Raw genomic sequence first — 23,415 nt, forward strand, 5'->3', positions numbered from 1 at the left:
TAAATTAGAGTTTCTCAGCTTTAGCAATCACTTCGTCAATACCACCAACCATATAGAACGCTTGTTCTGGGATGTGATCGTATTCACCAGCTAATAGACCTTTAAAGCCACGAATCGTTTCTTTAAGCGATACTAATTTACCAGGAGCACCAGTAAACACTTCAGCTACGTGGAATGGTTGAGAGAAGAAACGTTGGATTTTACGCGCACGGTAAACAACCAATTTATCTTCTTCAGCTAACTCATCCATACCCAAGATCGCGATGATGTCTTTAAGCTCTTTATAACGTTGCAAAATGTTCTGTACAGAACGTGCAATTTCATAATGCTCTTGACCAACAACTAATGGGTCTAACTGACGTGAAGTTGAGTCAAGTGGATCGATCGCTGGATAGATACCAGAAGATGCGATGTCACGGCTCAATACTACTGTTGCATCTAAGTGAGCAAATGTAGTTGCAGGCGATGGATCTGTTAAGTCATCGGCAGGTACGTATACTGCTTGGATCGATGTGATCGAACCAGATTTAGTAGACGTAATACGCTCTTGAAGAACACCCATTTCTTCTGCAAGTGTAGGCTGGTAACCTACTGCAGATGGCATACGACCTAACAATGCTGATACTTCAGTACCTGCAAGAGTATAACGGTAGATGTTGTCGACGAATAATAATACGTCACGACCTTTACCATTTTCGTCTTTTTGATCACGGAAGTATTCAGCCATAGTCAAACCAGTTAACGCTACGCGTAAACGGTTACCTGGTGGCTCATTCATCTGACCGTAGACCATTGCTACTTTGTCAAGAACGTTAGAATCTTTCATCTCGTGATAGAAGTCGTTACCTTCACGAGTACGCTCACCAACACCAGCAAACACAGATAAACCTGAGTGAGCTTTCGCGATGTTGTTGATCAACTCCATCATGTTAACGGTTTTACCAACACCAGCACCACCGAATAAACCAACTTTACCACCTTTTGCAAACGGGCAAAGTAAGTCAATTACTTTAATACCAGTTTCTAAAAGGTCAGTAGAAGCAGCTTGTTCAGCATAAGAAGGCGCTTGACGGTGAATTGGCAAACGTTCTTCAGTTGCAACTGGACCAGCTTCATCAATTGGGCGACCCAAAACGTCCATGATACGACCAAGCGTAGCTGGACCTACTGGAACAGAAATCGGTGCATTTGTGCTAGTTACATTAAGGCCACGTTTAAGACCTTCTGTAGAACCCATTGCGATGGTACGAACAACACCATCGCCAAGCTGTTGCTGAACTTCTAATGTAGTTTCAGTACCGTCAACTTGGAGAGCGTCATAGATCTTAGGAACGCTATTGCGCTCAAACTCGACGTCGATAACCGCGCCGATGATCTGAATGATACGACCGCTACTCATTGCTGTCTCCTCAATTCAAACTTAATAATGTTAAACGGCAGCGGCACCGCCAACGATCTCAGAAATTTCCTGAGTAATCGCGGCTTGACGCAGCTTGTTGTAAATGAGTTGTAGGTCTTTAATCAGTTGTCCTGCGTTGTCTGTCGCTGCTTTCATCGCGACCATACGAGCTGACTGCTCACATGCAACGTTTTCAATCACACCTTGATAAACCATAGACTCGATATAGCGAACCAACAAACCATTTAACAATTGTTCTGCTTCTGGTTCGTAGATATAGTCCCAACCATAAGTACGGTTGAGATCATCGCCTTCTTCTGCTGGTGCTAAAGGAACAAGTTGTTCTACTTTAGGCTGCTGAGTCATTGCATTAATGAAGCCATTTGATACGAGGTAGATACGATCTAATTCGCCCTTATCAAATGCATCAAGCATAACTTGGACTGAGCCAGTTAACTGTTCCAAACTCGGCGCATCGCCAAGTTGGGTAGTTGCACCAAGCACTTTACCGCCGTAATTCTTAAAAAACGAAACCGCTTTTTGACCAATTAAAGCAAATTCAACTTCAATTGACTGCTGTTGTTGTGCTTTGACATGCTGCACAACTTTCTTGAACAAGTTAATGTTCAAGCCACCGGCCAAACCACGATCTGAAGACACTACGATATAGCCAACGCGCTTAACTGGGCGGTCAACCATATAACGGTGTTTGTATTCAGGGTTTGCTTGAACCAAGTGAGCAATTACACGGCGCATATTATCGGCATACGGACGGCCCTGAGCCATGCGCTCTTGCGCACGACGCATTTTAGAAGCAGCTACCATTTGCATCGCGCGAGTAATCTTTTGCGTGCTCTTGATACTAGCTACTTTGGCGCGAATTTCTTTTAAATTTGCCATACGCTTAACCTAGTATTCGAAAGCCCTTTCGAGCTTCCGAAGGTTGATCCGTGAACCAAACTTAACTAAAACTAAACTTAGTAAGTTTGAGTCGCTTTAAAGCTTTCAATACCTGCTTTGATTGCTGCTTCGATGTCTTTGTTGTAATCACCAGTTTCATCGATTTGTTTCATCAACGGAGCATATTCTGAGCGGAAGTAAGAGATTAACGCAGCATCAAAGTCTACGATTTTCTTAACTTCTACGTCAGCCATATAGCCTTCGTTAGATGCATAAACAGAAACAGCTTGGTCAGCAATTGAGTAAGGAGCATATTGCTTTTGCTTCATTAACTCAGTTACACGTTGACCATGTTCAAGTTGCTTACGAGTTGCTTCGTCAAGGTCAGAAGCGAACTGAGCAAACGCAGCCAATTCACGGTATTGTGCTAAAGCAGTACGGATACCACCAGACAATTTTTTGATGATCTTAGTTTGAGCAGAACCACCAACACGAGATACAGAGATACCCGCGTTCACAGCAGGACGAATACCTGCGTTGAATAATGATGTTTCTAAGAAGATCTGACCGTCAGTAATCGAAATTACGTTCGTTGGTACGAATGCAGATACGTCACCTGCTTGAGTTTCAATAATTGGCAATGCAGTTAAAGAACCAGTTTTACCAGTTACTGCGCCATTAGTGAATTTCTCAACGTAGTCAGCAGATACACGAGAAGCACGTTCAAGAAGACGTGAGTGAAGATAGAATACGTCACCCGGATACGCTTCACGACCTGGTGGACGACGTAAAAGCAATGAAATTTGACGGTAAGCAACAGCTTGCTTAGACAAATCATCATAAATAATAAGAGCGTCTTCACCGCGGTCACGGAAGTATTCACCCATTGTACAGCCAGAGTACGGAGCTAAGTACTGCATTGCAGCAGGATCAGCAGCCGCAGCAGCGACAACAGTTGTATACGCCATAGCGCCAGTTTCTTCTAGCTTACGTACAACGTTTGCAATTGTTGATTGTTTTTGACCAATCGCAACGTATACACATTTAATGCCAGAATTTTTCTGAGCGATAATCGCATCGATCGCCATCGCTGTTTTACCAGTTTGACGGTCACCAATAATCAACTCACGCTGACCACGACCCACAGGAATCATGGTATCAACTGATTTATAACCAGTTTGAACAGGTTCGTCTACAGACTGACGCCAAATTACGCCTGGTGCTACTTTTTCAACAGCATCAGTTAATTTCGCATCAATTGGGCCTTTACCATCAATTGGGTTACCCAAAGCGTCGACAACACGGCCAAGAAGTTCCGGACCAACTGGAACTTCAAGTACACGACCTGTACAACGAGCTTTTTGACCTTCTTGAAGGCTTAAGTAGTTACCTAAGACAACGGCACCCACTGAATCCTGTTCTAGGTTCAGTGCCATACCAAATAAGCCGCCGTCAAATTCGATCATTTCACCGTACATTGCATCAGCAAGACCGTGAATGCGCACGATACCGTCGGATACCATAACAATGGTACCTTCGTTTTTAGCGGTCGCGCTGGTGTCCAGATCGCTGATACGCTGTTTAATGAGCGCACTGATCTCGGATGGATTCAGTTGTTGCATTGCGCTATTCCTCAATCTTTTAATAGTTCAGTCTTCATCATTTGCATTATGCAAGAAGACGAGTACGCATTTTTTCAAGCTTGTTAAGCGCAGAATCATCTATCACTTGATCGCCTGCACGAATTACAACACCTGCAATAAGCTCAGGTTTAACTTCAACTGAAACAGTTACAGTACTGTTAAAACGCTTTTCTAAAGCAGATTTCAACAATTGCTCTTGCTCAGCAGTTAATGGGAAAGCCGATTCAATCACGACATCCACATTGTTGTTATTCTGTGATTTAAGCTGTTCATATTCTGCTTCAATTTCAGGTAACAACATTAAACGATCGTTATCTGCAAGAAGTGTCAAAAAGTTAGACACTGCTTGAGACTGATCTTCACCTAAAACTTTAGCAAAAAGCTTCACTTGCTCCACAGGAGTAAGTTCAGGGCGATTTAAATAAGCGGAAAATGCTTCGTCTTGCACCGCAGCACTGAGCACTTGTAACGCATTCGACCAATTGTCTGTTGCACCTTGCTCAGAAGCATAAGCAAATGCTGCTTTGGCATACGGACGTGCCAACGTCAAGAGTTCAGCCATGATTCGCCTCTCTTAAAGTTTAGCAGCCAGCTGAGACAGCATGGCGTTATGAGCTTCTGCGTCAACTTGCTGGTTCAGGATTTTTTCTGCGCCAGTTACTGCCAAAGCAGCTACTTGTTGACGTAATTCTTCGCGAGCAGAATTGATTTCTTGATCAACAGCTTCTTTAGCCTGTTGACGAATACGCTCACCTTCAGCCGCAGCTTGAGTACGAGATTCTTCGATCAATTGTGCTGCACGACGGTTCGCTTGTTCGATCAATTGAGCCGCTTGTGCTTTAGCTGCATCAAGCTCTTGCTTTACTTGCGATTGTGCATCGGCAAGCTCAGCTTTCGCTTTTTCTGCTGCATTTAAGCCATCAGCAATTTTACGCTGACGCTCACTAATCGCATTGATTAGTGGTGGCCAAACAAACTTCATGCAGAATGCAACAAAGAATGCAAACGCAATCGCTTGACCAATCAATGTGAGGTTGATATTCATTGCAATTCCTCAAATAGTGGATTTAGGAATTAAGATGATTAACCTACAAATGGATTAGCGAAGATGAAGAACAAGCCAATACCAACACCGATCATAGGCACAGCATCAAGAAGACCCGCGATTAAGAACATACGAGTTTGAAGTTGTGGAGCCAATTCTGGTTGACGAGCAACAGCTTCTAGAAAGCGACCACCCAAAAGACCAAAACCAATCGCAGTACCTAAAGCACCGAAAGCGATCAAGATAGCAGATGCAATTGCAACTAGACCTAAAGTGAGTTCCATGAAAAATTCCTCAGAGGTTAGGTTATTACCAAATTAAATTAAAAAAAATTCAGCCCAACCATCGTTTGATAGTTAGGCAATACCATTAATGTTTTTCGCTTGCCATGCTCAAGTAAACGATGGTAAGCATCATAAAGATGAATGCCTGCAACGTGATTACAAGAATGTGGAAGATCGCCCAAGGCACAGATAACGCCCATTGAATCCAGAACGGCAATAAAGCAATTAGGATAAAGATCAGCTCACCTGCATACATGTTACCGAATAGTCGGAGAGCTAATGAAATCGGACGAGCAAGGAATGTTACCAATTCCAAAATCAAGTTCACTGGAATAAGCAACGCTTTTGCAACTGGATTACTTGGGTTAAATGGGTTAAGTGCCAACTCGCCAACGAAACCACTAACACCCTTTTCGCGGATGCTGTAGAACAAGATAAGTACAAATACAGATAAAGACATACCTAAAGTAATGTTTGGATCTGTAGATGGAACGATCTTGAAGTAAACGTGGTGAGGGTTCATACCAAATACGTTTGTACCCACAAATGCTGCAACTTGAGGAATCCAGTCAACTGGGAACAAGTCCATTAAGTTCATGAGGAAAATCCACACGAAAATAGTTAATGCAAGCGGAGCGATTAAACGTGATTTGCCATGAAAGGTGTCACGGACACTTGAGTCAACAAACTCAATGATCATTTCAATTGCAGACTGGAATTTAGTTGGAACACCTGCATTTGCAGCTTTCGCAACCATCCAGAATAACAAACAGAAAATAACACCAAGGCCAATTGACCAACCCATTGAATCCAAGTGAATTGCAGTGAACCCCATCGAATGAGCTTCTTCAGCAGTCTCAGCCAATTTCCATGTACCGTCTGGCATTTTGCCATAGGTCATATTGGTCAAGTGATGCTTGATATACTCTGTCGAAGTGAGGGCATGTTCTTCAGCAGCCATAAATCACACCTGGTCAATGTCAATTACTAAAAAGAAGGGTTACGAACATCGGCGTACTGTCGATATCTCGCCACCCTCCAAAAAATCTTCAATTCTTCTTGTTTCTATACCCGTTTTTCTAGACGTGACACCCAAAATGGAGCGACCCACGACATTGCCTGAACGAGAATAAAACCAAACAGCAATGCTAACGGTGATAAAGGTTTAACATTGCTCAAAATCAAAATAAATCCAACGATCATGATTGCAAATTTGCCTAACATGCCCCTATACATGTTAGACAGCACTTGTTTTGATGCTCTCGCACCTGCTGTTCTGAAGGATTGCCATGAGAAATAACTCATAGCAAGCCAGCAAACCAGTGCACCAAGTGCCGCACTTAATGCTGCTGTCATGTCTTTTATGCTCCACGCCACGAGGGCGGAAACAGGGATCATACATGCTTGTAAGAAGACCAAAGCTTTTGCTAATCGTCGGTCAATCAAGCGACTAGTTCGGCTCATTATTTATCCACTCACAGCATAAATGCTTGACAAGTTTAGCTGATGATCGCTTTTAATCGCAGGCATTATAGAGTTACACCCCTGAACATGCAATCTTTTCCCGACTTTAGTCGGGGTTTTTCATGACCGGTGGTGCTGACGCTACAGTCAGCCTTTGTTTATTTTTTATCTTACTTTTGCGTACTTAATACACATTTATCTGTTTTTATAGCCAGTTTCTTCCATGCAGTGACGAAATCATCCTCGTTATTCATGCTCTCGTCTACTGGCTGAAAAGTAATGTTACCTAATTTTTGATACTGACTTTTAGTCGTAAAACTTTCTGCGAGCAAACACATCTGATTTTTCGGTCGATTATCATTAAGATACTTAATTTGAGCCGCTGTTGGTGCAACATGCGGATCATCCGTCAAAGCACCTGCGAACTTTAAGTTTAACGAGCGCTCTAAATATTGATAGGCATCATGATATGACCAATATGGCTTACCATTACTTGTACTGTCGTAAACTTGTGCAGCCTGAAACATCTTACGGGCAAACATATTGGCATTATTCCAATATTTAGCCTTATTTTCAGGATGCTGCTGAGAACGTAAAGCAGCAATAAAGAAACCGATTCGAACTGCGTTGTTTGGTTCTAACCACACATGGGTGTCTACTGTATTAGGTAAAGCCACACCGCGTGTACTACGCAGGGGTAAAACAGAAACTATGCCACTATCTAATAAGGCAATCGCTTTCTTATTATTACCTAACAATTTATTTAGAGGTGCTTCATGAGCCTTACCCAACCAGATCACTAAAGATGCATCATTAATTGCTTTACGGTGAGCCGGTGTCAACTGTACGTCATGACCTGTCTGACCTTTAAGCAAAAGCTGAGGTTCTTCAACACCCTGAGTGATTTCTTTTGCAATCAGATAAATCGGGTGTGTAGAAACCACCAAACCCTGACTCCACCCTAACGTACTCAAAAGCGAGAACATACTGAAAACAAAAAAACGGAACATGCTAGACCATCAATTTAAATTAGCTCGAAGCATGTTATAATATAACAAAGTTACAAAAATACCTAAGATTAATCGAATGAAGCATCGCTTCATGCTAATATTCCGTTAAAAATTCGAGGTTATTTCTATGAGTTCCTGCTCGCATGAACATCATGATTCTTTGCATGGTGTGCATGATCACCATAATGTCGCAAACCGTTTAGCTGAAGCAGAAAATTTATGTTCTGCGACTGGCGCACGACTTACGCCTTTGCGCAAAGAAGTTTTGGAACTCATTTTAAACGCTTCAGGTCCAATGGGTGCATATGACTTACTCGCACGTATAAAAAGTCAAACTGATCGCCCGGCTGCTCCTCCAACTGTATATAGAACTTTAGATTTTTTATTAGAAAAGGGTTTGATCCATCGCCTAACTTCTATTAATGCCTATATTCCCTGTTGCCACCCTCGTGAAGGCCATCAAGCAGCATTCTTGATTTGTACCGAATGCCACATGGTTAAAGAAGCCTCTTCTCAAGGTTTAACTCATCAGCTTGACCAACTTGCAGCGTCAGATGAGTTCGTGGCTCAACACAGCATTATTGAAATTTCGGGGAAATGCCAACAGTGCCGCACAACTCCTTAAATCCTGTATTAATTCAGCTTGAGCAGGTTTCTGTTCATCGCGATGATCGGGATATTTTAAAAAAAGTTGATTTTGCTCTACATCAAAATGAAATTGTGTCTTTGATTGGTCCCAATGGTGCAGGTAAATCAACACTTATTAAAGTTCTACTCGGTATTCTCCAGCCGAGTGGTGGTCGAGTTATCCATCATAAAAAACTTAAAATGGCTTATGTGCCACAAAAGTTCAATCCTTCACACAGCCTACCTTTACGTGTTCAGGATTTACTTGATTTAGAAAAATGCAACCCTGCCCTGCGTCAGGAAATTATTCAAGACACAGGCATTTCCAAGTTACAACAATCAAAAGTACAACAACTTTCTGGTGGAGAACGCCAACGGGTACTACTAGCGCGTGCCTTACTTCGCCAGCCAGATATTTTAGTTCTTGATGAACCGATGCAAGGCTTAGATATTCAGTCAGAAGCTGAACTTTATGAGTATGTCCGCAGTTTGCCGGAAAGATATAGCTGTGCAATTTTAATTGTTTCCCATGACTTACAATGGGTGATGGAAGGAACACACCGTGTGGTGTGTTTAAATAAACATATTTGCTGTAGTGGACTACCCGAGAACATTCAACAACATCCTGAATATCAGGCAATATTTGGAACTCAACGGGTTTTCTATCAACATCATCATGATCATTGTGCTCACGGTGATGCTGCACACCCCTGCCCTCATAATGACCGCCCTCACATCCACCCAGAACCGGAAGCTTAAGCCATGATGGAATGGTTACAATTATTGTTGCCCGCATGGATTATGGGAACCTTGCTGGTGTTTTTGACTGCACCTCTTGGTTGTCTAATGCTTTGGAGACGGATGTCTTTTTTCGCTGACACCATGGCACACGGCACTCTACTTGGGGTCGCTATCGCAGGTGCTTTAAGTCTTCCTCTTTGGCTTGGTGTTGCAGGCACTGCCATTTTATTAGTCGCAATTTTATGGGCGCTCCATGACAATCGCTTACCCAATGATGCTCTCTTAGCCTTATGCTCAGCGACATTACTGTGTAGTGGTTTATTGTTTATTCAACATGTTCCAAGTTTAAGACCTGAGCTTTTGAGTTACTTATTTGGTGATTTACTCAGTATTGATTGGCCTGACTTACCTGTTTTCACTCTAGTTATTGCGATATCACTCGTAATTCTTTACCGCTTTTGGCAACCTCAAATTCAGTTTGCAATTGATCCAGACATTGCAGTCAGTGAAGGTGTTAGTGCGAACTGGCAACGTCTTATTTTCATGCTTTTATTGGCTTTATTTACTGTCTTAGCTTTGCGTGCTGTAGGTTCTTTACTTATGGGTGCATTACTTGTAATACCTGCTTTAAGCGCTCGCTTACTGGCAAACTCGCCAAAGCAAATGGTTATTTGGGCTTTTGTGTTAGCCCAGCTTGGGGTTAGTGTTGGATTATGGTCAAGCGCAGCACTGAATATCTCTACAGGCTTGAGTATTGTTTTATGTATGGCGTTAACTTTTGCCATTATTTTTATAACTCAAAAGCTAAAAAATCAAACACAGGCGGCCTGAATTAGGACGCCTGATGAACTGTACTTAATAATAAAGCCGCACAGCTAAACATAACAGCAAACCCCCTATTCAAATATTTTTGCTGTTTAGGGGAACGAAGTAATCTTAGAACCTTTGATGCCAGCCCTGTATATCCAGCCATGACAACCAAATCAATACTAATCATAGTCACAGCCATAATCAGGTACTGTATCCATTGAGGTTTACTCAAATCTAAAAACTGCGGCAGCACAGCCAATAGAAATACAATCGCTTTGGGATTACTAATATTGACCACAAAGCCATTTAGCAATAGCGCAAATACAGATTTATCTCTTTTTTCTTGTTGAATTTCTATATCTTTTATAGGTGCTGTCCACTGTAAATAAGCAAGATATAACAAGTAAATCACACCAAACCATTTCACAAACTGAAAAGCCAAAGGTGTCGTTGCAAATAAAACTCCAACACCCGCTGCCACCACCATAATTTGAAGTAGCAAAGCAATTTGTAAACCGATTGCATTCCAATAACCATGTCTAAAGCCATAGTTTAAACCACTCGACATTGAAGCAATTGCTCCCGCACCTGGTGAGATACTAATTACCCAACAGGCCAACATATAAGCAAACCAAACTTGCAGAGACATAGCGAAAAATAAACTATAAAAGTGGAATTATACTGTTTTATAAAACTATCTTGATGAGAATTCAAACAATAAAATCAAGAAATAGACTACTAACAGCTCTGCGCATCAGGCACAATAATTAAAACTCATATCAAATTATAATCGAGGAGATTCCTTCCAATGAGTGCTCAATCTGTCATTTTGCCGTTGCCATCAGACCATGCACGCTTTATTGTTCTTCGTTTAAAAGACTTAACTATTGATGAATTAAAAAACCAACTTAATGCTTTATTTGAAGCACGTGACCGCCTTATTACCCAACATTCAGATGCTCAAATTAAAACAGCAGTCGCTTTTGGTCCTGAATTATGGGAACAGCTATATTCGCAAACTCCTATAGGCTTTAAGCAACTTGCGCCTGAACAAGGTGCATTCAACATGCCCGTTGTACCAGCTGATGTTCTCATTCATATTGCCAGCATGCGCTCTGATATTTGTTTTGCATTGAGCCAAGCATTTTTTGAAGGTATTCAAGATAAAGTTGAGGTTCTTGATGAGCGTGTATGCTTCCGTTATTTCGATGGCCGAGATATGACCGGCTTCATAGACGGAACCGAAAACCCTCAATTTCCAGATGACCGAGCTGAAACAGCGCTCTTACCAGAAAGCACTGGGGTATTTGCAGATGGCAGCTTCATTTTTGCGCAGCGCTATGCCCATGATTTAGAAAAATGGAAAAAATTGAAAGTTGATGCGCAAGAAAATGTTATGGGCCGCACAAAACTTGAATCTATTGAATTAGATGATGACGTTAAACCAGAAAACGCCCATGTTGCCCGTACTGTTGTTGAAGATGATGAAGGCGAAGAAATGGAAATTCTACGTCATAGCCTACCTTATGGAGATGGTCGAGGTGATCAAGGCCTATTTTTTATTGCCTATACTAAAGATCTCACTATTATTGATGCCATGTTAAAGCGTATGTTCGGTACAAGTGGAGATGGTATTCACGACCGTTTATTGCATTTCGTGACCCCACTTGATGGTGCTTATTATTTTGCACCTAGTGAAGAGTTGCTAGAAGAAATTTTAGAAGATTAAAATAAAAAGAGGAGTTTAAGCTCCTCTTTTTTATTCTCATTCTTAGAAAGGAATACGCTTATATTTGCGGTATTCAGGTTTCCAGAACGACTGATCAATTTTCTGTTTCAACAAATCATCACTAATTGTTACAGCAACGCCATCAGCCATAGCAGCTTTTGCAACTTCGAACGCAATAACTTTAGAAACTTGTTGAATCTCACCCAATGGCGGTAATAAATCAGCTTGTGGATCTTTAAGCAATGGAGAGCAATTTGCTAAAGCACTACTTGATGCCATTAACATATTTTCTGTAACACGCTTAGCACCCGATGCCACCACCCCCAAACCAATGCCTGGGAAAATGTACGAGTTATTACACTGCGAAATATTGTAAAGTTTGCCGTGATGATTCACAGGAGCAAACGGACTACCTGTTGCAATTAATGCTTTACCTTCAGTCCACTCCACAATATCAGCAGGTACAGCTTCAACACGTGAAGTCGGATTAGATAATGGCATTACAATTGGTCGTTCACAATTTGCTGCCAAAGTCCTAATAATTTCTTCTGTGAACAAGCCAGGCTGTCCAGAAACACCAATTAACACTGTAGGCTTAGCATTTTTAACAACATCGAGTAGTGAAATAACTTCTTCGATATTGCCCCACTGATCAACCACCTCAGCTTTTTGTGCCAACTTACGCTGGAAGTCGAGCAAGTTTGGTTGATTCTCAGTGATCAAACCAAAACGGTCTACCATATAAACGCGAGCACGTGCTTCTGCATCAGTTAAACCTTCTGCAATCATTTGTGCAACAATTTGTTCTGCAATACCACAACCTGCCGAACCCGCACCTAAAAACGCAATTTTTTGATCTTTTAATTGCTTGCCCGCTGCACGACTCGCAGCAATCAAGCTACCAACCGATACCGCTGCTGTTCCTTGAATATCATCGTTAAAACAGCAAATTTTATCGCGATATTTTTCTAAAAGTGGCATCGCATTTTTTTGTGCAAAATCTTCAAACTGAATTAATGCTTTTGGCCAACGACGCTTCACAGCTTCAATCACCATATCTACAAATGCATAATATTCATCGCCACTAATACGTGGCTGACGCCAACCCATATAGATCGGATCATTTAACAATTGTGGATTATTCGTACCAACATCAATTGTGATTGGCAATGTATAGGCTGGGCTAATACCACCACAAGCCGTATAGAGTGAAAGTTTCCCAATCGGGATTCCCATTCCACCAATACCTTGATCACCAAGACCTAAAATACGTTCACCATCTGTAATGACGATAACTTTTACATTGTTTTTATTTACGTTTTGCAAAATATCATCAATCACATCACGATCTGGATATGAAATGAAGATACCGCGGTGACGACGATAGATATCAGAGAAACGCTGACATGCCTCACCTACGGTTGGGGTATAAATAATCGGCATCATTTCTTCGAGATGATTTTCGATTAAATGATAGAACAAGGTTTCGTTGGTATCTTGGATATTACGCAAATAGATATGTCGATTAATATCATCAGTGAAAGCGCAATATTGCTGATAAGAGCGCTGGCTTTGCTCTTCAATAGTTTCAATAATATGGGGGAGTAAACCGTGTAAGTTAAAGTTACTTCTTTCTTCTTCAGTGAAAGCCGAACCTTTATTTAAAAGTGGTAACTCTAAAAGTGTAAAACCTGCATATGGGATATAAAGGGGATGTTTACTTGGGTGTCCTGATATCATTGCCTATCTCATTTTCCAGCTTAGAGTAGAGAAAAACACGTTTTGTATGGTCTCTAAAACTCTTTGTGCGTATAAGCTTAAGCCTAATTCGTTCAAAATAGATATTTTAAACTGTGATGTTAAAATTAAAGACTATTTAGTTAAAACATGTTTAAAAATAATTAATAAATATCAACACTTTAATAATTTTATATTTTTAAAAAATTCTTTTATTTATCTAATTTCAAAAGCTTTTAATATATATTTTTACTTACATAGCCATTTTTATAATAAATAATGGTGAGATTAAAAGCTAATCTACTTTTTAAAACCTCTTAGAAGGCTTGTATTTGTTTGTTTTTAGAATAGTGAAGTGATTCACCCTGCAATATTCATTTAAAAAATAATCCTCAGTAAATTGCACAAAAAGAATTACTGGAATATCAAATCCACTCCCCTAACTCATAGGAAATTTGCTATATTTGACGTTTTTCTGCGACATCTATTTTCGATTGATATGAATACGGCAATACAAGCAGCTCTCGACCATGCAGTGCAAACTCTTCAACAAGAAGGGGTGCTTCCTTCCGACTGGAATAACACAAGCAACTTAACACGCACCAAAGACCGAAGCCATGGCGACTTTGCTTCTAATATTGCCATGATCGGCTCGAAAGCTGCTGGTATGAAACCACGTGATTTAGCTGAGAAAGTTCTAGCTGCATTACCAGAAGTTGCAGATATCAGCAAAGCTGAAATCGCAGGACCTGGTTTTATTAACTTCTTTTTAAATGCAGACCAGCGCTTTGCTATTCTTGACCAAATTCAAGCACAAAAAGAATTTTTTGGTCGCAGTCAGGCAAATGCAGCGAAAAAGATTCAAGTCGAATTCGTTTCTGCAAACCCAACGTCTAGTCTACATGTAGGACATGGTCGTGGTGCTGCATATGGTATGACTGTTGCTACGTTACTTGAAGCAACAGGTGCTAAAGTTGACCGCGAATACTATGTGAATGATGCTGGCCGTCAAATGGATATTTTGGCGACTTCTACTTATTTACGTTATTTAGAATTACTAGGTCAAAACCTTGTATTTCCAAAAAATGCTTATCAAGGCGATTACGTTAAAGAAATAGCACAGACTATTATTGATAAAGATGGCGATGCATATCTTCGTGAAGTGGCTGATGTTTATAAAGATGTGCCAGAAGATGTACAGTATGCTGAAGAACTAGATAGCGACGGCAATAAAGTCGTTTTATCTGGCGACAAAGAAAAACATATTGATGGTCTTATTGCCAACTCTCAACAATTACTAGGTGAAGGCTACCGCGTATTCCATCAAGCTGCTCTTCATGCCATTTTAGATGATATTAAAGATGACCTTGCTGACTTTGGTGTAACGTTCAACCAATGGTTTAGTGAAGCATCTCTTAGCGCAAAAATTGACGAAGCTTTAGAAACACTTGATCAACGTGGCTTCCTTTATGAAAAAGATGGCAACATCTGGTTTAAATCGACTGAATTTGGCGATGAAAAAGACCGTGTTGTTAAACGTCGTAACGGTCAAACCACCTACTTTGCATCAGACATTGCTTACCACTTAAATAAATTACAACGTGGTTATACCGACCTGATTGATATCTGGGGTTCTGATCACCACGGCTATATTTCTCGCGTAAAAGCGGCAATTGATGCAATGGGTTACGACTCTAAAAAATTGACTGTGCTTTTGGTTCAGTTTGTAAGTTTATGGCGTGGCGGAGAGATGGTTCAAATGTCATCTCGTTCAGGTCAGTTCGTGACTTTACGTGACTTGCGTAAAGAAGTGGGCAACGACGCAGCTCGTTTCTACTACGTGATGCGTAAGAGTGAACAACACATTGACTTCGACCTTGACCTTGCTGTGTCACAAAGTAAAGACAATGCTGTGTATTACATTCAATATGCACATGCACGTATTTGCCGTATGTTAGAAAAAGCATTAAGCACAGGCTTACAATTCGATGTAAACGCTGCACGTACACATGCTACTCGCCTATCTCTTGATGCTGAAACTGAGATTCTTGCTAAACTGGCAGCTTATCCAGATGCAGTGTTGCGTGCTGCAAATGCGTATGAACCACATCAGGTGGGTAACTACTTAAAAGAATTAGCTGCCTTGTTCCACGCTTGGTACAATGAACATAAAGTATTAAGCGATGATGCTGAGCTTACACAAGCACGTTTATTGCTTTCAATCAATGTACAACAAGTGTTGCATAATGGTTTAGAATTACTTGGTGTATCTGCACCAGACTCTATGTAAAAATTATATTGCATGGCAGTAAAATAAAGGTCATGCAACATATAGTAAGCAGTGGTTTGTAGAGTTAAAATAGCTTATACAAGCCACTGTTTTTAGCATCGTAATACGAGAATCAAACTCGAATTAAAACAATCAAAATACAGAGGAATAATCCACGTGTTTGGCAAAACGCAACGCGGTGTATCTGAAAGACCTAACAAGCCTAAAAAGCCCCTAATTCCCAAATGGTTAGGGACACTTGTCGCTATTTTGGCGGTCTTATGTATCGCTGTAATGCTTATGCTTTGGAAACCTTGGCAACCTGTTCCCGCAAAAAATCAGATTACTTCTGAACATTATCAAGAAGAAGATACCAATAAAGACTATCGTTTCTACGATCTACTACCCCAACAGCAAGTAACTCCTATTCCGGAACAAGCGATTCCTGAAAGCAAAAATCAAGGCACAGCCATGATTGTTGAGGCACCAAGTGCAACTCAACCAGCTGCTTCAGAAAGTGCAGGAATTGATACGAATCCATCAGCCACCGCTCCTCAGCAACCTACTTATATTTTACAGGTTCGCAGCTATAATGACCCAGATCAAGCTGATGCTCGCCGTGCAGAAATCATTTTAAATGGCTTATCTGCAGATGTAGTTAAGAGTACTGAAAATGGGCAAATATGGTACCGTGTTATTTCAGGACCTTATGACACCCAAGATGCTGCATTGGCTGCTCAACAGACTTTACAACACAGCGGCATTGACTCTATCGTGATCAAACGAAAGTAAAGTGAAAATAAAAAGGAACAAATATTTGTTCCTTTTCTTTTAAATATCAGCACAATTCCTTTCATTAGAACCAATTCCCTTTTTTTTCGCTTTTTGAAACGCTACCCTTCGCCGAATACGATGTAAAAAAGCCTGAATATTAGGGTATTTCCCTTGCAAGCGTGATTGCAAGGCTTCTAAAGGAAAACTCATTTGAATATCCGCAAATGAAAAGTCGCCTGCAAAATATTCATGCTCTGCCAAATAGTTTTCTAAAAAACTAATATGATCTTTCATACGTGGGCGGACAAAATTTGCCTTCACCCCTTCCGTGATTTTTTTTGCTACTGGTTGAATTAACCACGGCACATGCTTATTTACACTATTCATGACCAAAGTCATGACTAAGAGTGGCATGAGTGAGCCTTCTGCATAGTGCATCCAATAAATATACTGCTGTAAATCTTGGGGCTGTGTAGGTTTAAATTGTTGATTCTGATCATAACGTTGCTGTAGATATTCCAAGATCACAGCAGATTCTGCGATGACTTGCTCATCATCTGTCAGAATTGGAGCCTTACCCAAAGGATGAATACATTTCAATGTTTCTGGAGCGGAATAGTTAGGTAGGCGCTGATAATAATGAATATCATAATCTAAGCCTAATTCTTCTAAAGCCCATAAAATTCGAAATGATCGCGAACATTCCAGGTGGTGTAAACTAATCATGTTATTGCCTGCTTTTATTTTTCTTTTTACATAAAAAACAGCATGTGAACATGCTGTTTTATTCCATTTGTGGGATGGATATAAAATCATCCACCTCCACAAAATAGCATTTTTACACTGTAACAAGCACAGTATGAATGTCTAAACTACGTAACAAAGTTTTAGTGACCGGAGTTTTACTACATACCACTAAGATTTTTTGTTGGAGCTCTTCATCTGGTAAGTCTTTAAAAACAATACGACGCTCAATATGTTCTTCATGCTCTCTATTGGTATGAAAATCAATTTCAACTGAGAACTCACCAAAGTCATAACCTTTATGCTTCGCATACATTCTTAAAGTAATGAGTGTACAAGCTGCCAAACTTCCAGTAAGCAAATCATAAGGCGCTGGGCCTTGATCTTGCCCTTCTAGCTTTTCAGGCTCATCACAAAAATACTGATGGCGACCACTGGTAATCTCACCCTTCCATTGCTCGGCAAGGGGCTTTGCTTTACTACTTGCGATTACTGCTGTCATTTTGATGCTCTCATTTGATCTGGAAGAACAGGGGCTTCTAAGCGTGCACCAACATAATCTGGGATTTCACCAAAACGCGCATCATGATTAATCCATTGCTCACGAGCTTCTTTTAAATCATCCATTGTACGCGCAACAAAATTCCACCAGAGCAAAATCGGCGTTTCAAACGGTTCACCACCAATTAAAAGAACACGATTGCCTTTTTTTACTTCAATCTCAATTTCACTTAGTCCAGTATCCAAAACAACCATGTTATCAGCAGTTAACTCATGACCATTCACATGGGCAATACCTTCTAATGCCATAAAACCATATTCATAATTAGGATTTAATGGAATACGGGTTTTCGTATCTTCGGTAGCAATTAAATCGACACCCACTAAAGGCGTATGTACCACTACTGGAGAAGTAGTTGCCAGATATTCGCCCACAAGAACAGTAAATTCTAGACCGTCCTTTTCAACAACCGGCAACTCTGGATAATGTTCAAATTTCGGATCCATATTGCGCTTATGGTCAGGCAAAGCAATCCAGAGCTGAGCAGCGTGCATTTGAGTTTCAGTATCAGGTGCAACTTCTGTATGCGAAATGCCGCGACCTGCTGTCATCAAGTTAACTTGCTTAGGACGAATCAGTTGTTTTGAACCTAAACTATCGGTATGCATCATGGTTCCTTCAATCATCCAAGTGAAGGTTTGCAAACCAATATGAGGATGAGGGCCAACATCCAGACCGTCTCCTGCAGGAAAAGACACTGGGCCTGCATGATCTAGAAAACACCACGCACCAATCATTCGCTTTTGTCGGCTAGGTAAAGCCCGCTTAATCACTGTCCCCTGTCCAATTTCAGCAGAGCGAATTGGAAATTCCTGAATAAACTGATTGGCAAATTTTTCGCAATCGTTTGAATCAGAAATATCGTAATCATTATTATTGCTCATGATATTACTCTCTTTTACCTATGCTTTTGCAATGAGTTGTTATAGTGATCTTAACAATACACTCATTATTCAATATAGTCTTTTAGTAATACACAGGGTGTTATGAATGAGACAATCCATTTTTAATTATAGAAAAATTAAAGCTGCATGATACAGCTTACGATGATTGTGTTTTAACGAGTTGTTTTAGATTTTTCATGAACAATCCAAATTGTGGGAAAAACTCTTGAAATAGAGGGTGGTCTCGATTTTCCAACATAACTTCACTAAAAAGTTTTAGTCCAACCCCAAAAGATTTTGTAGTTTCATCATCAAAAAAATCTGCTTTTTTTAAGCGCTCCACAATTTCAAAGATATCGTCATGATTACCCGCATAAAACTCAAGACGCTCGGTATATGTAGAGGCCTCTCCTTTTGCATTCTTTAAATGTTGTACAGTGACATGATATTGATGTTGTTTCATATATAAATTCTCTATTAAAAATTTAATGACTTTTGATGATTTCAACCTGCATAAGATTGACTTCAAACTGGCTAAATACAGTTTTTAAAGAAGCTAAAAATTGCTCTTGTTTAGCGGCCGTTAGATCTGTACAGCGAATTTGCAATAATTGATTATTCTCGACTGTTGGTAAGTTAAATTTAGCTTCATCTCGTTGTGGCTGACGATTTGAAATTAAACCCACTCCCGCCAAGTCGTTCACTACCCGATAAACTGTGGCTAAACTTAATTTCTGTTTTTGGGCATATAACTTTTGGTAAATCTGTTTGACAGTTAGATCTTCTGCTTGCTGTTGAATTAAAGACAAAACAGCAAGTCTTGGATGAGTGACTTTTAGGCCCGTTTCTTTGATTTTATGCTGTAGCTCTAACATTTCTATTTCCAACTTATAATCGCCCAATTGCAACCGCAGCTTGATCAATTTTTTCAGCAATTTGATAAATCTGCTCTTGCTGTAAACTCGCCGAGTTCAACTTCAAACGTAAGGCTGTTTTTAGGTTTTCCATCGCACGGTGAATTTCAATTAATTCATCATTACTGTGAATTTCACGTCTAAGTCGTAATTTTTCTAATAGCTCAGTCAGCTTGTCTTGTTGTTCGGTTAAGTAAGTCTTACCCAACTCTGTGATTTGATACTGCTTACGTTCCACGTCTAACAAGATAATGAAATTCATTTCTTCCAGACTGGTTAATGTTGGATAAATGGTTCCTGCACTTGGCGTATAGCCATCACCCACCAAATCACTTATTTCTTTAATAATTTCATAGCCATGCTTTGGGCTTTGCTGAATAAGATGAAGTACTAAAAGTTTCATTCTGCCCGCTTCAAAAAGTCTCCCACGACGCCCTGAACGGTGATGGCTGCGATGATGCTCATTGTGTTCATCATGATGATGTTCTGATTGCTGTCTCATCTTTAAAGTTTCTCTAATATGTTTAATTTATGTTTGTTAAGATATATCTTAATATATCTTTTATCAAGCGTAAGTAATAAGATTAGATCTATTGTTTTGATATTTATTAAAATTAATTTTAATCGTTAAAATTTAAGTAATAAAAAAGGACGCTAATGCGTCCTTTTCTTTACCAACAAGCAGAGGAAAATTATTCCCACTCAATCGTTGCTGGTGGTTTAGATGACACGTCGTATACAACACGTGATACATCTTTAATTTCATTCATAATACGCGTTGAGATTTTATCAACTAATTCGTATGGTAAATGTGCAAAACGAGCTGTCATAAAGTCAACTGTTTCAACTGCGCGAAGTGCAATAACCCATGCATAACGACGGCCATCACCTACTACACCAACTGACTTAACAGGTTGGAACACGGCAAATGCTTGAGCTGTTTTGTCATACCAGCCGCTGTCACGAAGCTCTTGCATAAAGATGTCATCAGCAAGACGAAGAATATCCGCATATTCTTTTTTCACTTCACCCAAAATACGAACACCTAAACCTGGCCCTGGGAATGGGTGACGGTAAATCATGCTGTGTGGCAAGCCAAGTGTTGTACCTAATTTACGTACTTCATCTTTAAACAAGTCACGTAAAGGCTCAACCAATTCAAATTCTAAATCGTCTGGTAAACCACCCACATTGTGGTGAGATTTAATGACGTGTGCTTTACCTTGTTTGCTTGCAGCAGATTCAATCACATCTGGGTAAATCGTACCTTGTGCTAAGAATTTCACGCCATCAAGTTTACGTGCTTCTTCAGCAAAAACTTCAATAAACTCACGACCAATGATTTTACGCTTTTTCTCTGGATCAACTTCACCAGCTAATGCAGTTAAGAAACGTTCTTCAGCATCTGCACGAATTACACGGATACCCATGTTTTCAGCAAACATTTGCATTACTTGGTCGCCTTCGTTCAAACGAAGCAAACCGTTATCAACAAATACACATGTTAACTGGTCGCCAATTGCTTTGTGTAAAAGCGCAGCGACTACAGATGAGTCAACACCACCAGAAAGACCTAAAAGAACTTTTTCATCACCAATTTGCTTACGTAACTGCTCTACACGTAAATCAATGATGTGTTCAGGTGTCCAAAGGCCACCACATCCACAAATTTTATGAACAAAATTTGCAAGTAATTCTTCACCTTTTGCCGTGTGCGTTACTTCTGGGTGGAATTGCACACCATAGAAACGGCGTGTTTCGTCACTTACAGCAGCAACTGGACAACTTGGCGTGCTTGCAGTAATGCTAAAACCTTCTGGAATCTGGCTCACTTTGTCGCCATGACTCATCCAGACATGAAGTTGGTCTTCACGGTCTTGTAGGTTGCCAATCAGTTGGTCACGTTTAACGATATCAACTTCGGCATAACCAAACTCATGTACAGTACCCGGCTCAACTTTACCGCCTAACTGTTCAGACATGGTTTGCAAACCATAGCAAATACCCAATACTGGAACACCCAACTCAAACACCACTTGCGGTGCACGTGGGCTGCCTTCTTCATGCACACTCTCAGGTCCACCTGACAAAATAATGCCATTTGGCTTAAAAGCGCGAATGTCTTCTTCAGACATATCAAAAGCATACATTTCAGAGTAAACACCGGCTTCACGTACACGACGTGCAATGAGCTGGCTATATTGAGAGCCGAAATCCAGAATCAGGATACGATCTTCAGTAATTTGAGTATTGGTAGTCATGACAAACCACTAAATGGCAAAAGAATTAAGCGCGCCATTTTAACATTTTTCACGCTTCGGCGCACCGCAAATCATCATATATCTTATTTTTTTCATTTCTGAATCATTTCTATAGCTAGATTCTGTGACAGAAATCAATATTTAGTTATATTTATCAATAATCTGAGTTAATCTTAAAAACTTCACACGTATTGATAAATTCATCACATTCTATGCAGCATCACCATGAATTTGATGTTAAGATGACCCGATAAAACAGGCATTACCATGGAAAGGTAAATACCATAAGCGATATTTGTCTGTGTTTAAACAATTATCCATTTTTATGGCTTGTTGCCCCCTATCAAAATCAATAGAAATCCAAGGAACAACAATGCTTCAAACTATGATTGCAGATTTCCAGCAACATTTTTGGTTGTATATCTCTATTCCTTTTATGAGTGGTTTAATTGGCTATATCACCAAAGTGATTGCCATTCAAATGATGTTTTCGCCACTTGAATTTAAAGGCATTAAACCATTTCTAGGTTGGCAAGGCATCGTGCCACGCAAAGCCGAGAAAATGGCAACAATTGCTGTTGAACTGATGACAGCCAAGCTCATTAAACCTGAAGAAATTTTTGCCCGCCTAGATCCTAAACGTATTGCTAAAGAAATAGAAAAACCACTACTTGCCGCAGCTGAAGATATTACCCGTGATGTTGCGCAAGAATATCAGCCTGGGTTATGGGAAGGCATGCCAGAGTTTGCGCGCCAAAGACTGATTCGTCGTGTGCAATCAAAAGCACCCGAGATTGTTGAACATATCATGGGTGAAGTACAACGTGATGTGAACCGATATTTTGATATTAAACATCTGGTTATTAGCAACTTGCTTAAAGATAAGCGCCTACTCAATAATATTTTTAAACGAGTAGGAAAACAGGAATTTAAATTTTTCAGTAATGTCGGATTTTTCTTCGGTTTTGGTATTGGTGTGATCCAAATGTTTTGCTGGATCGTCACGCAAGGAAAATACCCGTGGATGCTTCCAATGTTTGGCGGCTTTGTGGGTTTTTTCAGTGACTGGATTGCACTACAAATGATGTTTAGACCACTTTATCCTAAAAAAATATTGGGTTATACATGGCAAGGTTTATTTATCAAACGTCAAAATGAAGTTGCAGCCGACTATGCTGCGCTCATTTCTAAACAGCTTCTGACTTCACGTCATATGATGGAAGAATTATTTTCTGGTACACATTCTGATCGTGTTATTGATCTGGTTAACCGTCATGTAAAACAAGAAATTGATATGCAAGCAGGCGTTATTCGCCCGTTGGTCGTATATGCAATTGGCGGAGAAAAATATCAGGATATGAAATCGCAAGTTGCTGAACGAATTATGCAACGGCTTCCAGAGACTATGAAATACGTAGAGTCTTATGCAGAAGATGCCATGAATATTCGTAGTACTTTAATTGAACGCATGCAGAAATTAACGCCTTCTGAATTTGAAGGCATGTTACGCCCTGCATTTAAAGAAGATGAGTGGGCACTCATTGCAGTTGGTGCAGTACTTGGTTTTGTTGTCGGGGAATTACAAATCCAGTTCATGCTCTAATTTTCAAATCATAGA

General features: G+C 40.2%; 25 protein-coding genes. 7 read left to right on the forward strand and 18 right to left on the reverse strand.

Annotated elements, in window-relative coordinates:
- Positions 1-4 precede the first annotated feature (4 nt).
- The 9 genes from atpD to ASF86_RS17170 form a co-directional block, all read right to left on the reverse strand.
- Positions 5-1,399 carry a F0F1 ATP synthase subunit beta gene (atpD, locus tag ASF86_RS17130; RefSeq protein ID WP_003655528.1) on the reverse strand — a complete coding sequence of 465 codons (1,395 nt, stop codon included), beginning with the start codon at positions 1,397-1,399 and terminating at the stop codon, positions 5-7.
- A 30-nt stretch (positions 1,400-1,429) separates the two neighbouring features.
- On the reverse strand, positions 1,430-2,299 hold the full coding sequence (atpG, locus tag ASF86_RS17135; RefSeq protein ID WP_003655530.1) for a F0F1 ATP synthase subunit gamma: 870 nt from the start codon (positions 2,297-2,299) through the stop codon (positions 1,430-1,432).
- 77 nt (positions 2,300-2,376) lie between these two features.
- Complete coding sequence (gene atpA, locus ASF86_RS17140; RefSeq protein ID WP_005037448.1) at positions 2,377-3,921, reverse strand: F0F1 ATP synthase subunit alpha; 1,545 nt, start codon at positions 3,919-3,921, stop codon at positions 2,377-2,379.
- Between the two features lie 46 nt (positions 3,922-3,967).
- Entirely contained in the window at positions 3,968-4,504 is a 537-nt protein-coding gene (locus ASF86_RS17145) for a F0F1 ATP synthase subunit delta (protein WP_003655534.1), read from the reverse strand.
- A gap of 12 nt (positions 4,505-4,516) precedes the next feature.
- Positions 4,517-4,987, reverse strand: coding sequence for a F0F1 ATP synthase subunit B (locus tag ASF86_RS17150; protein WP_003655537.1), 471 nt, complete (start codon positions 4,985-4,987; stop codon positions 4,517-4,519).
- Between the two features lie 38 nt (positions 4,988-5,025).
- Positions 5,026-5,271, reverse strand: a complete 246-nt coding sequence (gene atpE, locus ASF86_RS17155; protein WP_000424060.1) for a F0F1 ATP synthase subunit C — start codon at positions 5,269-5,271, stop codon at positions 5,026-5,028.
- A gap of 85 nt (positions 5,272-5,356) precedes the next feature.
- A complete protein-coding gene (atpB, locus tag ASF86_RS17160) occupies positions 5,357-6,232 on the reverse strand; it encodes a F0F1 ATP synthase subunit A (RefSeq protein ID WP_017391519.1) in 876 nt (291 codons plus the stop codon).
- A 104-nt stretch (positions 6,233-6,336) separates the two neighbouring features.
- Positions 6,337-6,735 carry an ATP synthase subunit I gene (locus tag ASF86_RS17165; RefSeq protein ID WP_003655545.1) on the reverse strand — a complete coding sequence of 133 codons (399 nt, stop codon included), beginning with the start codon at positions 6,733-6,735 and terminating at the stop codon, positions 6,337-6,339.
- A 170-nt stretch (positions 6,736-6,905) separates the two neighbouring features.
- Positions 6,906-7,745, reverse strand: coding sequence for a metal ABC transporter solute-binding protein, Zn/Mn family (locus ASF86_RS17170; RefSeq protein WP_005037453.1), 840 nt, complete (start codon positions 7,743-7,745; stop codon positions 6,906-6,908).
- 127 nt (positions 7,746-7,872) lie between these two features.
- Between ASF86_RS17170 and ASF86_RS17175 the strand changes: the two genes are divergently transcribed.
- From ASF86_RS17175 to znuB, 3 genes are read left to right on the forward strand one after another with little or no spacing between them, the layout of a single operon-like run.
- Entirely contained in the window at positions 7,873-8,370 is a 498-nt protein-coding gene (locus ASF86_RS17175) for a transcriptional repressor (protein ID WP_003655556.1), read from the forward strand.
- Positions 8,343-9,131 (forward strand): zinc ABC transporter ATP-binding protein ZnuC, encoded by a 789-nt coding sequence (znuC, locus tag ASF86_RS17180; protein WP_056483949.1) that lies wholly within the window; start codon positions 8,343-8,345, stop codon positions 9,129-9,131. Before ASF86_RS17175 ends, znuC begins: the two co-directional genes overlap by 28 nt.
- A 3-nt stretch (positions 9,132-9,134) precedes the next feature.
- Positions 9,135-9,944, forward strand: coding sequence for a zinc ABC transporter permease subunit ZnuB (znuB, locus tag ASF86_RS17185; protein ID WP_005049046.1), 810 nt, complete (start codon positions 9,135-9,137; stop codon positions 9,942-9,944).
- A gap of 1 nt (position 9,945) precedes the next feature.
- On the opposite strand, the gene ASF86_RS17190 is transcribed toward znuB, so the two are convergent.
- Positions 9,946-10,572 carry a LysE family transporter gene (locus ASF86_RS17190; RefSeq protein WP_005037459.1) on the reverse strand — a complete coding sequence of 209 codons (627 nt, stop codon included), beginning with the start codon at positions 10,570-10,572 and terminating at the stop codon, positions 9,946-9,948.
- Between the two features lie 159 nt (positions 10,573-10,731).
- Here ASF86_RS17190 and ASF86_RS17195 point away from each other — a divergent pair, with 159 nt between their 5' ends.
- Positions 10,732-11,652, forward strand: coding sequence for a Dyp-type peroxidase (locus ASF86_RS17195; RefSeq protein WP_056483952.1), 921 nt, complete (start codon positions 10,732-10,734; stop codon positions 11,650-11,652).
- Positions 11,653-11,694: 42 nt separating this feature from the next.
- Here the strand turns inward: ASF86_RS17195 and ASF86_RS17200 are convergent, their stop codons facing one another.
- Positions 11,695-13,392, reverse strand: coding sequence for an NAD-dependent malic enzyme (locus tag ASF86_RS17200; RefSeq protein ID WP_004640531.1), 1,698 nt, complete (start codon positions 13,390-13,392; stop codon positions 11,695-11,697).
- A 496-nt stretch (positions 13,393-13,888) separates the two neighbouring features.
- Between ASF86_RS17200 and argS the strand changes: the two genes are divergently transcribed.
- A complete protein-coding gene (argS, locus tag ASF86_RS17205; RefSeq protein WP_056483954.1) occupies positions 13,889-15,679 on the forward strand; it encodes an arginine--tRNA ligase in 1,791 nt (596 codons plus the stop codon).
- Positions 15,680-15,835: 156 nt separating this feature from the next.
- Positions 15,836-16,450 (forward strand): SPOR domain-containing protein, encoded by a 615-nt coding sequence (locus ASF86_RS17210; protein ID WP_003655571.1) that lies wholly within the window; start codon positions 15,836-15,838, stop codon positions 16,448-16,450.
- Between the two features lie 39 nt (positions 16,451-16,489).
- On the opposite strand, the gene ASF86_RS17215 is transcribed toward ASF86_RS17210, so the two are convergent.
- The 7 genes from ASF86_RS17215 to guaA form a co-directional block, all read right to left on the reverse strand.
- Positions 16,490-17,158 (reverse strand): glutathione S-transferase family protein, encoded by a 669-nt coding sequence (locus tag ASF86_RS17215; protein WP_026056168.1) that lies wholly within the window; start codon positions 17,156-17,158, stop codon positions 16,490-16,492.
- A gap of 112 nt (positions 17,159-17,270) precedes the next feature.
- On the reverse strand, positions 17,271-17,678 hold the full coding sequence (locus ASF86_RS17220) for an OsmC family protein (RefSeq protein ID WP_003655574.1): 408 nt from the start codon (positions 17,676-17,678) through the stop codon (positions 17,271-17,273).
- Positions 17,675-18,622 carry a pirin family protein gene (locus tag ASF86_RS17225; RefSeq protein ID WP_056483958.1) on the reverse strand — a complete coding sequence of 316 codons (948 nt, stop codon included), beginning with the start codon at positions 18,620-18,622 and terminating at the stop codon, positions 17,675-17,677. The genes ASF86_RS17220 and ASF86_RS17225 overlap by 4 nt, the downstream gene beginning before the upstream one ends.
- Positions 18,623-18,779: 157 nt before the next feature.
- Positions 18,780-19,085, reverse strand: coding sequence for a DUF3861 domain-containing protein (locus ASF86_RS17230; protein WP_042898427.1), 306 nt, complete (start codon positions 19,083-19,085; stop codon positions 18,780-18,782).
- Between the two features lie 22 nt (positions 19,086-19,107).
- Positions 19,108-19,497 (reverse strand): Fur family transcriptional regulator, encoded by a 390-nt coding sequence (locus ASF86_RS17235; protein WP_056483960.1) that lies wholly within the window; start codon positions 19,495-19,497, stop codon positions 19,108-19,110.
- 13 nt (positions 19,498-19,510) lie between these two features.
- Positions 19,511-20,038, reverse strand: coding sequence for a PadR family transcriptional regulator (locus tag ASF86_RS17240; RefSeq protein WP_056483963.1), 528 nt, complete (start codon positions 20,036-20,038; stop codon positions 19,511-19,513).
- Between the two features lie 190 nt (positions 20,039-20,228).
- Entirely contained in the window at positions 20,229-21,797 is a 1,569-nt protein-coding gene (guaA, locus tag ASF86_RS17245; RefSeq protein ID WP_004640513.1) for a glutamine-hydrolyzing GMP synthase, read from the reverse strand.
- Between the two features lie 385 nt (positions 21,798-22,182).
- Here guaA and ASF86_RS17250 point away from each other — a divergent pair, with 385 nt between their 5' ends.
- Positions 22,183-23,400, forward strand: coding sequence for a DUF445 domain-containing protein (locus ASF86_RS17250; protein ID WP_171058524.1), 1,218 nt, complete (start codon positions 22,183-22,185; stop codon positions 23,398-23,400).
- Positions 23,401-23,415 lie beyond the last annotated feature (15 nt).

It is taken from the genome of Acinetobacter sp. Leaf130 (assembly GCF_001423205.1).
Classification (GTDB): Bacteria; Pseudomonadota; Gammaproteobacteria; order Pseudomonadales; family Moraxellaceae; genus Acinetobacter; species Acinetobacter calcoaceticus.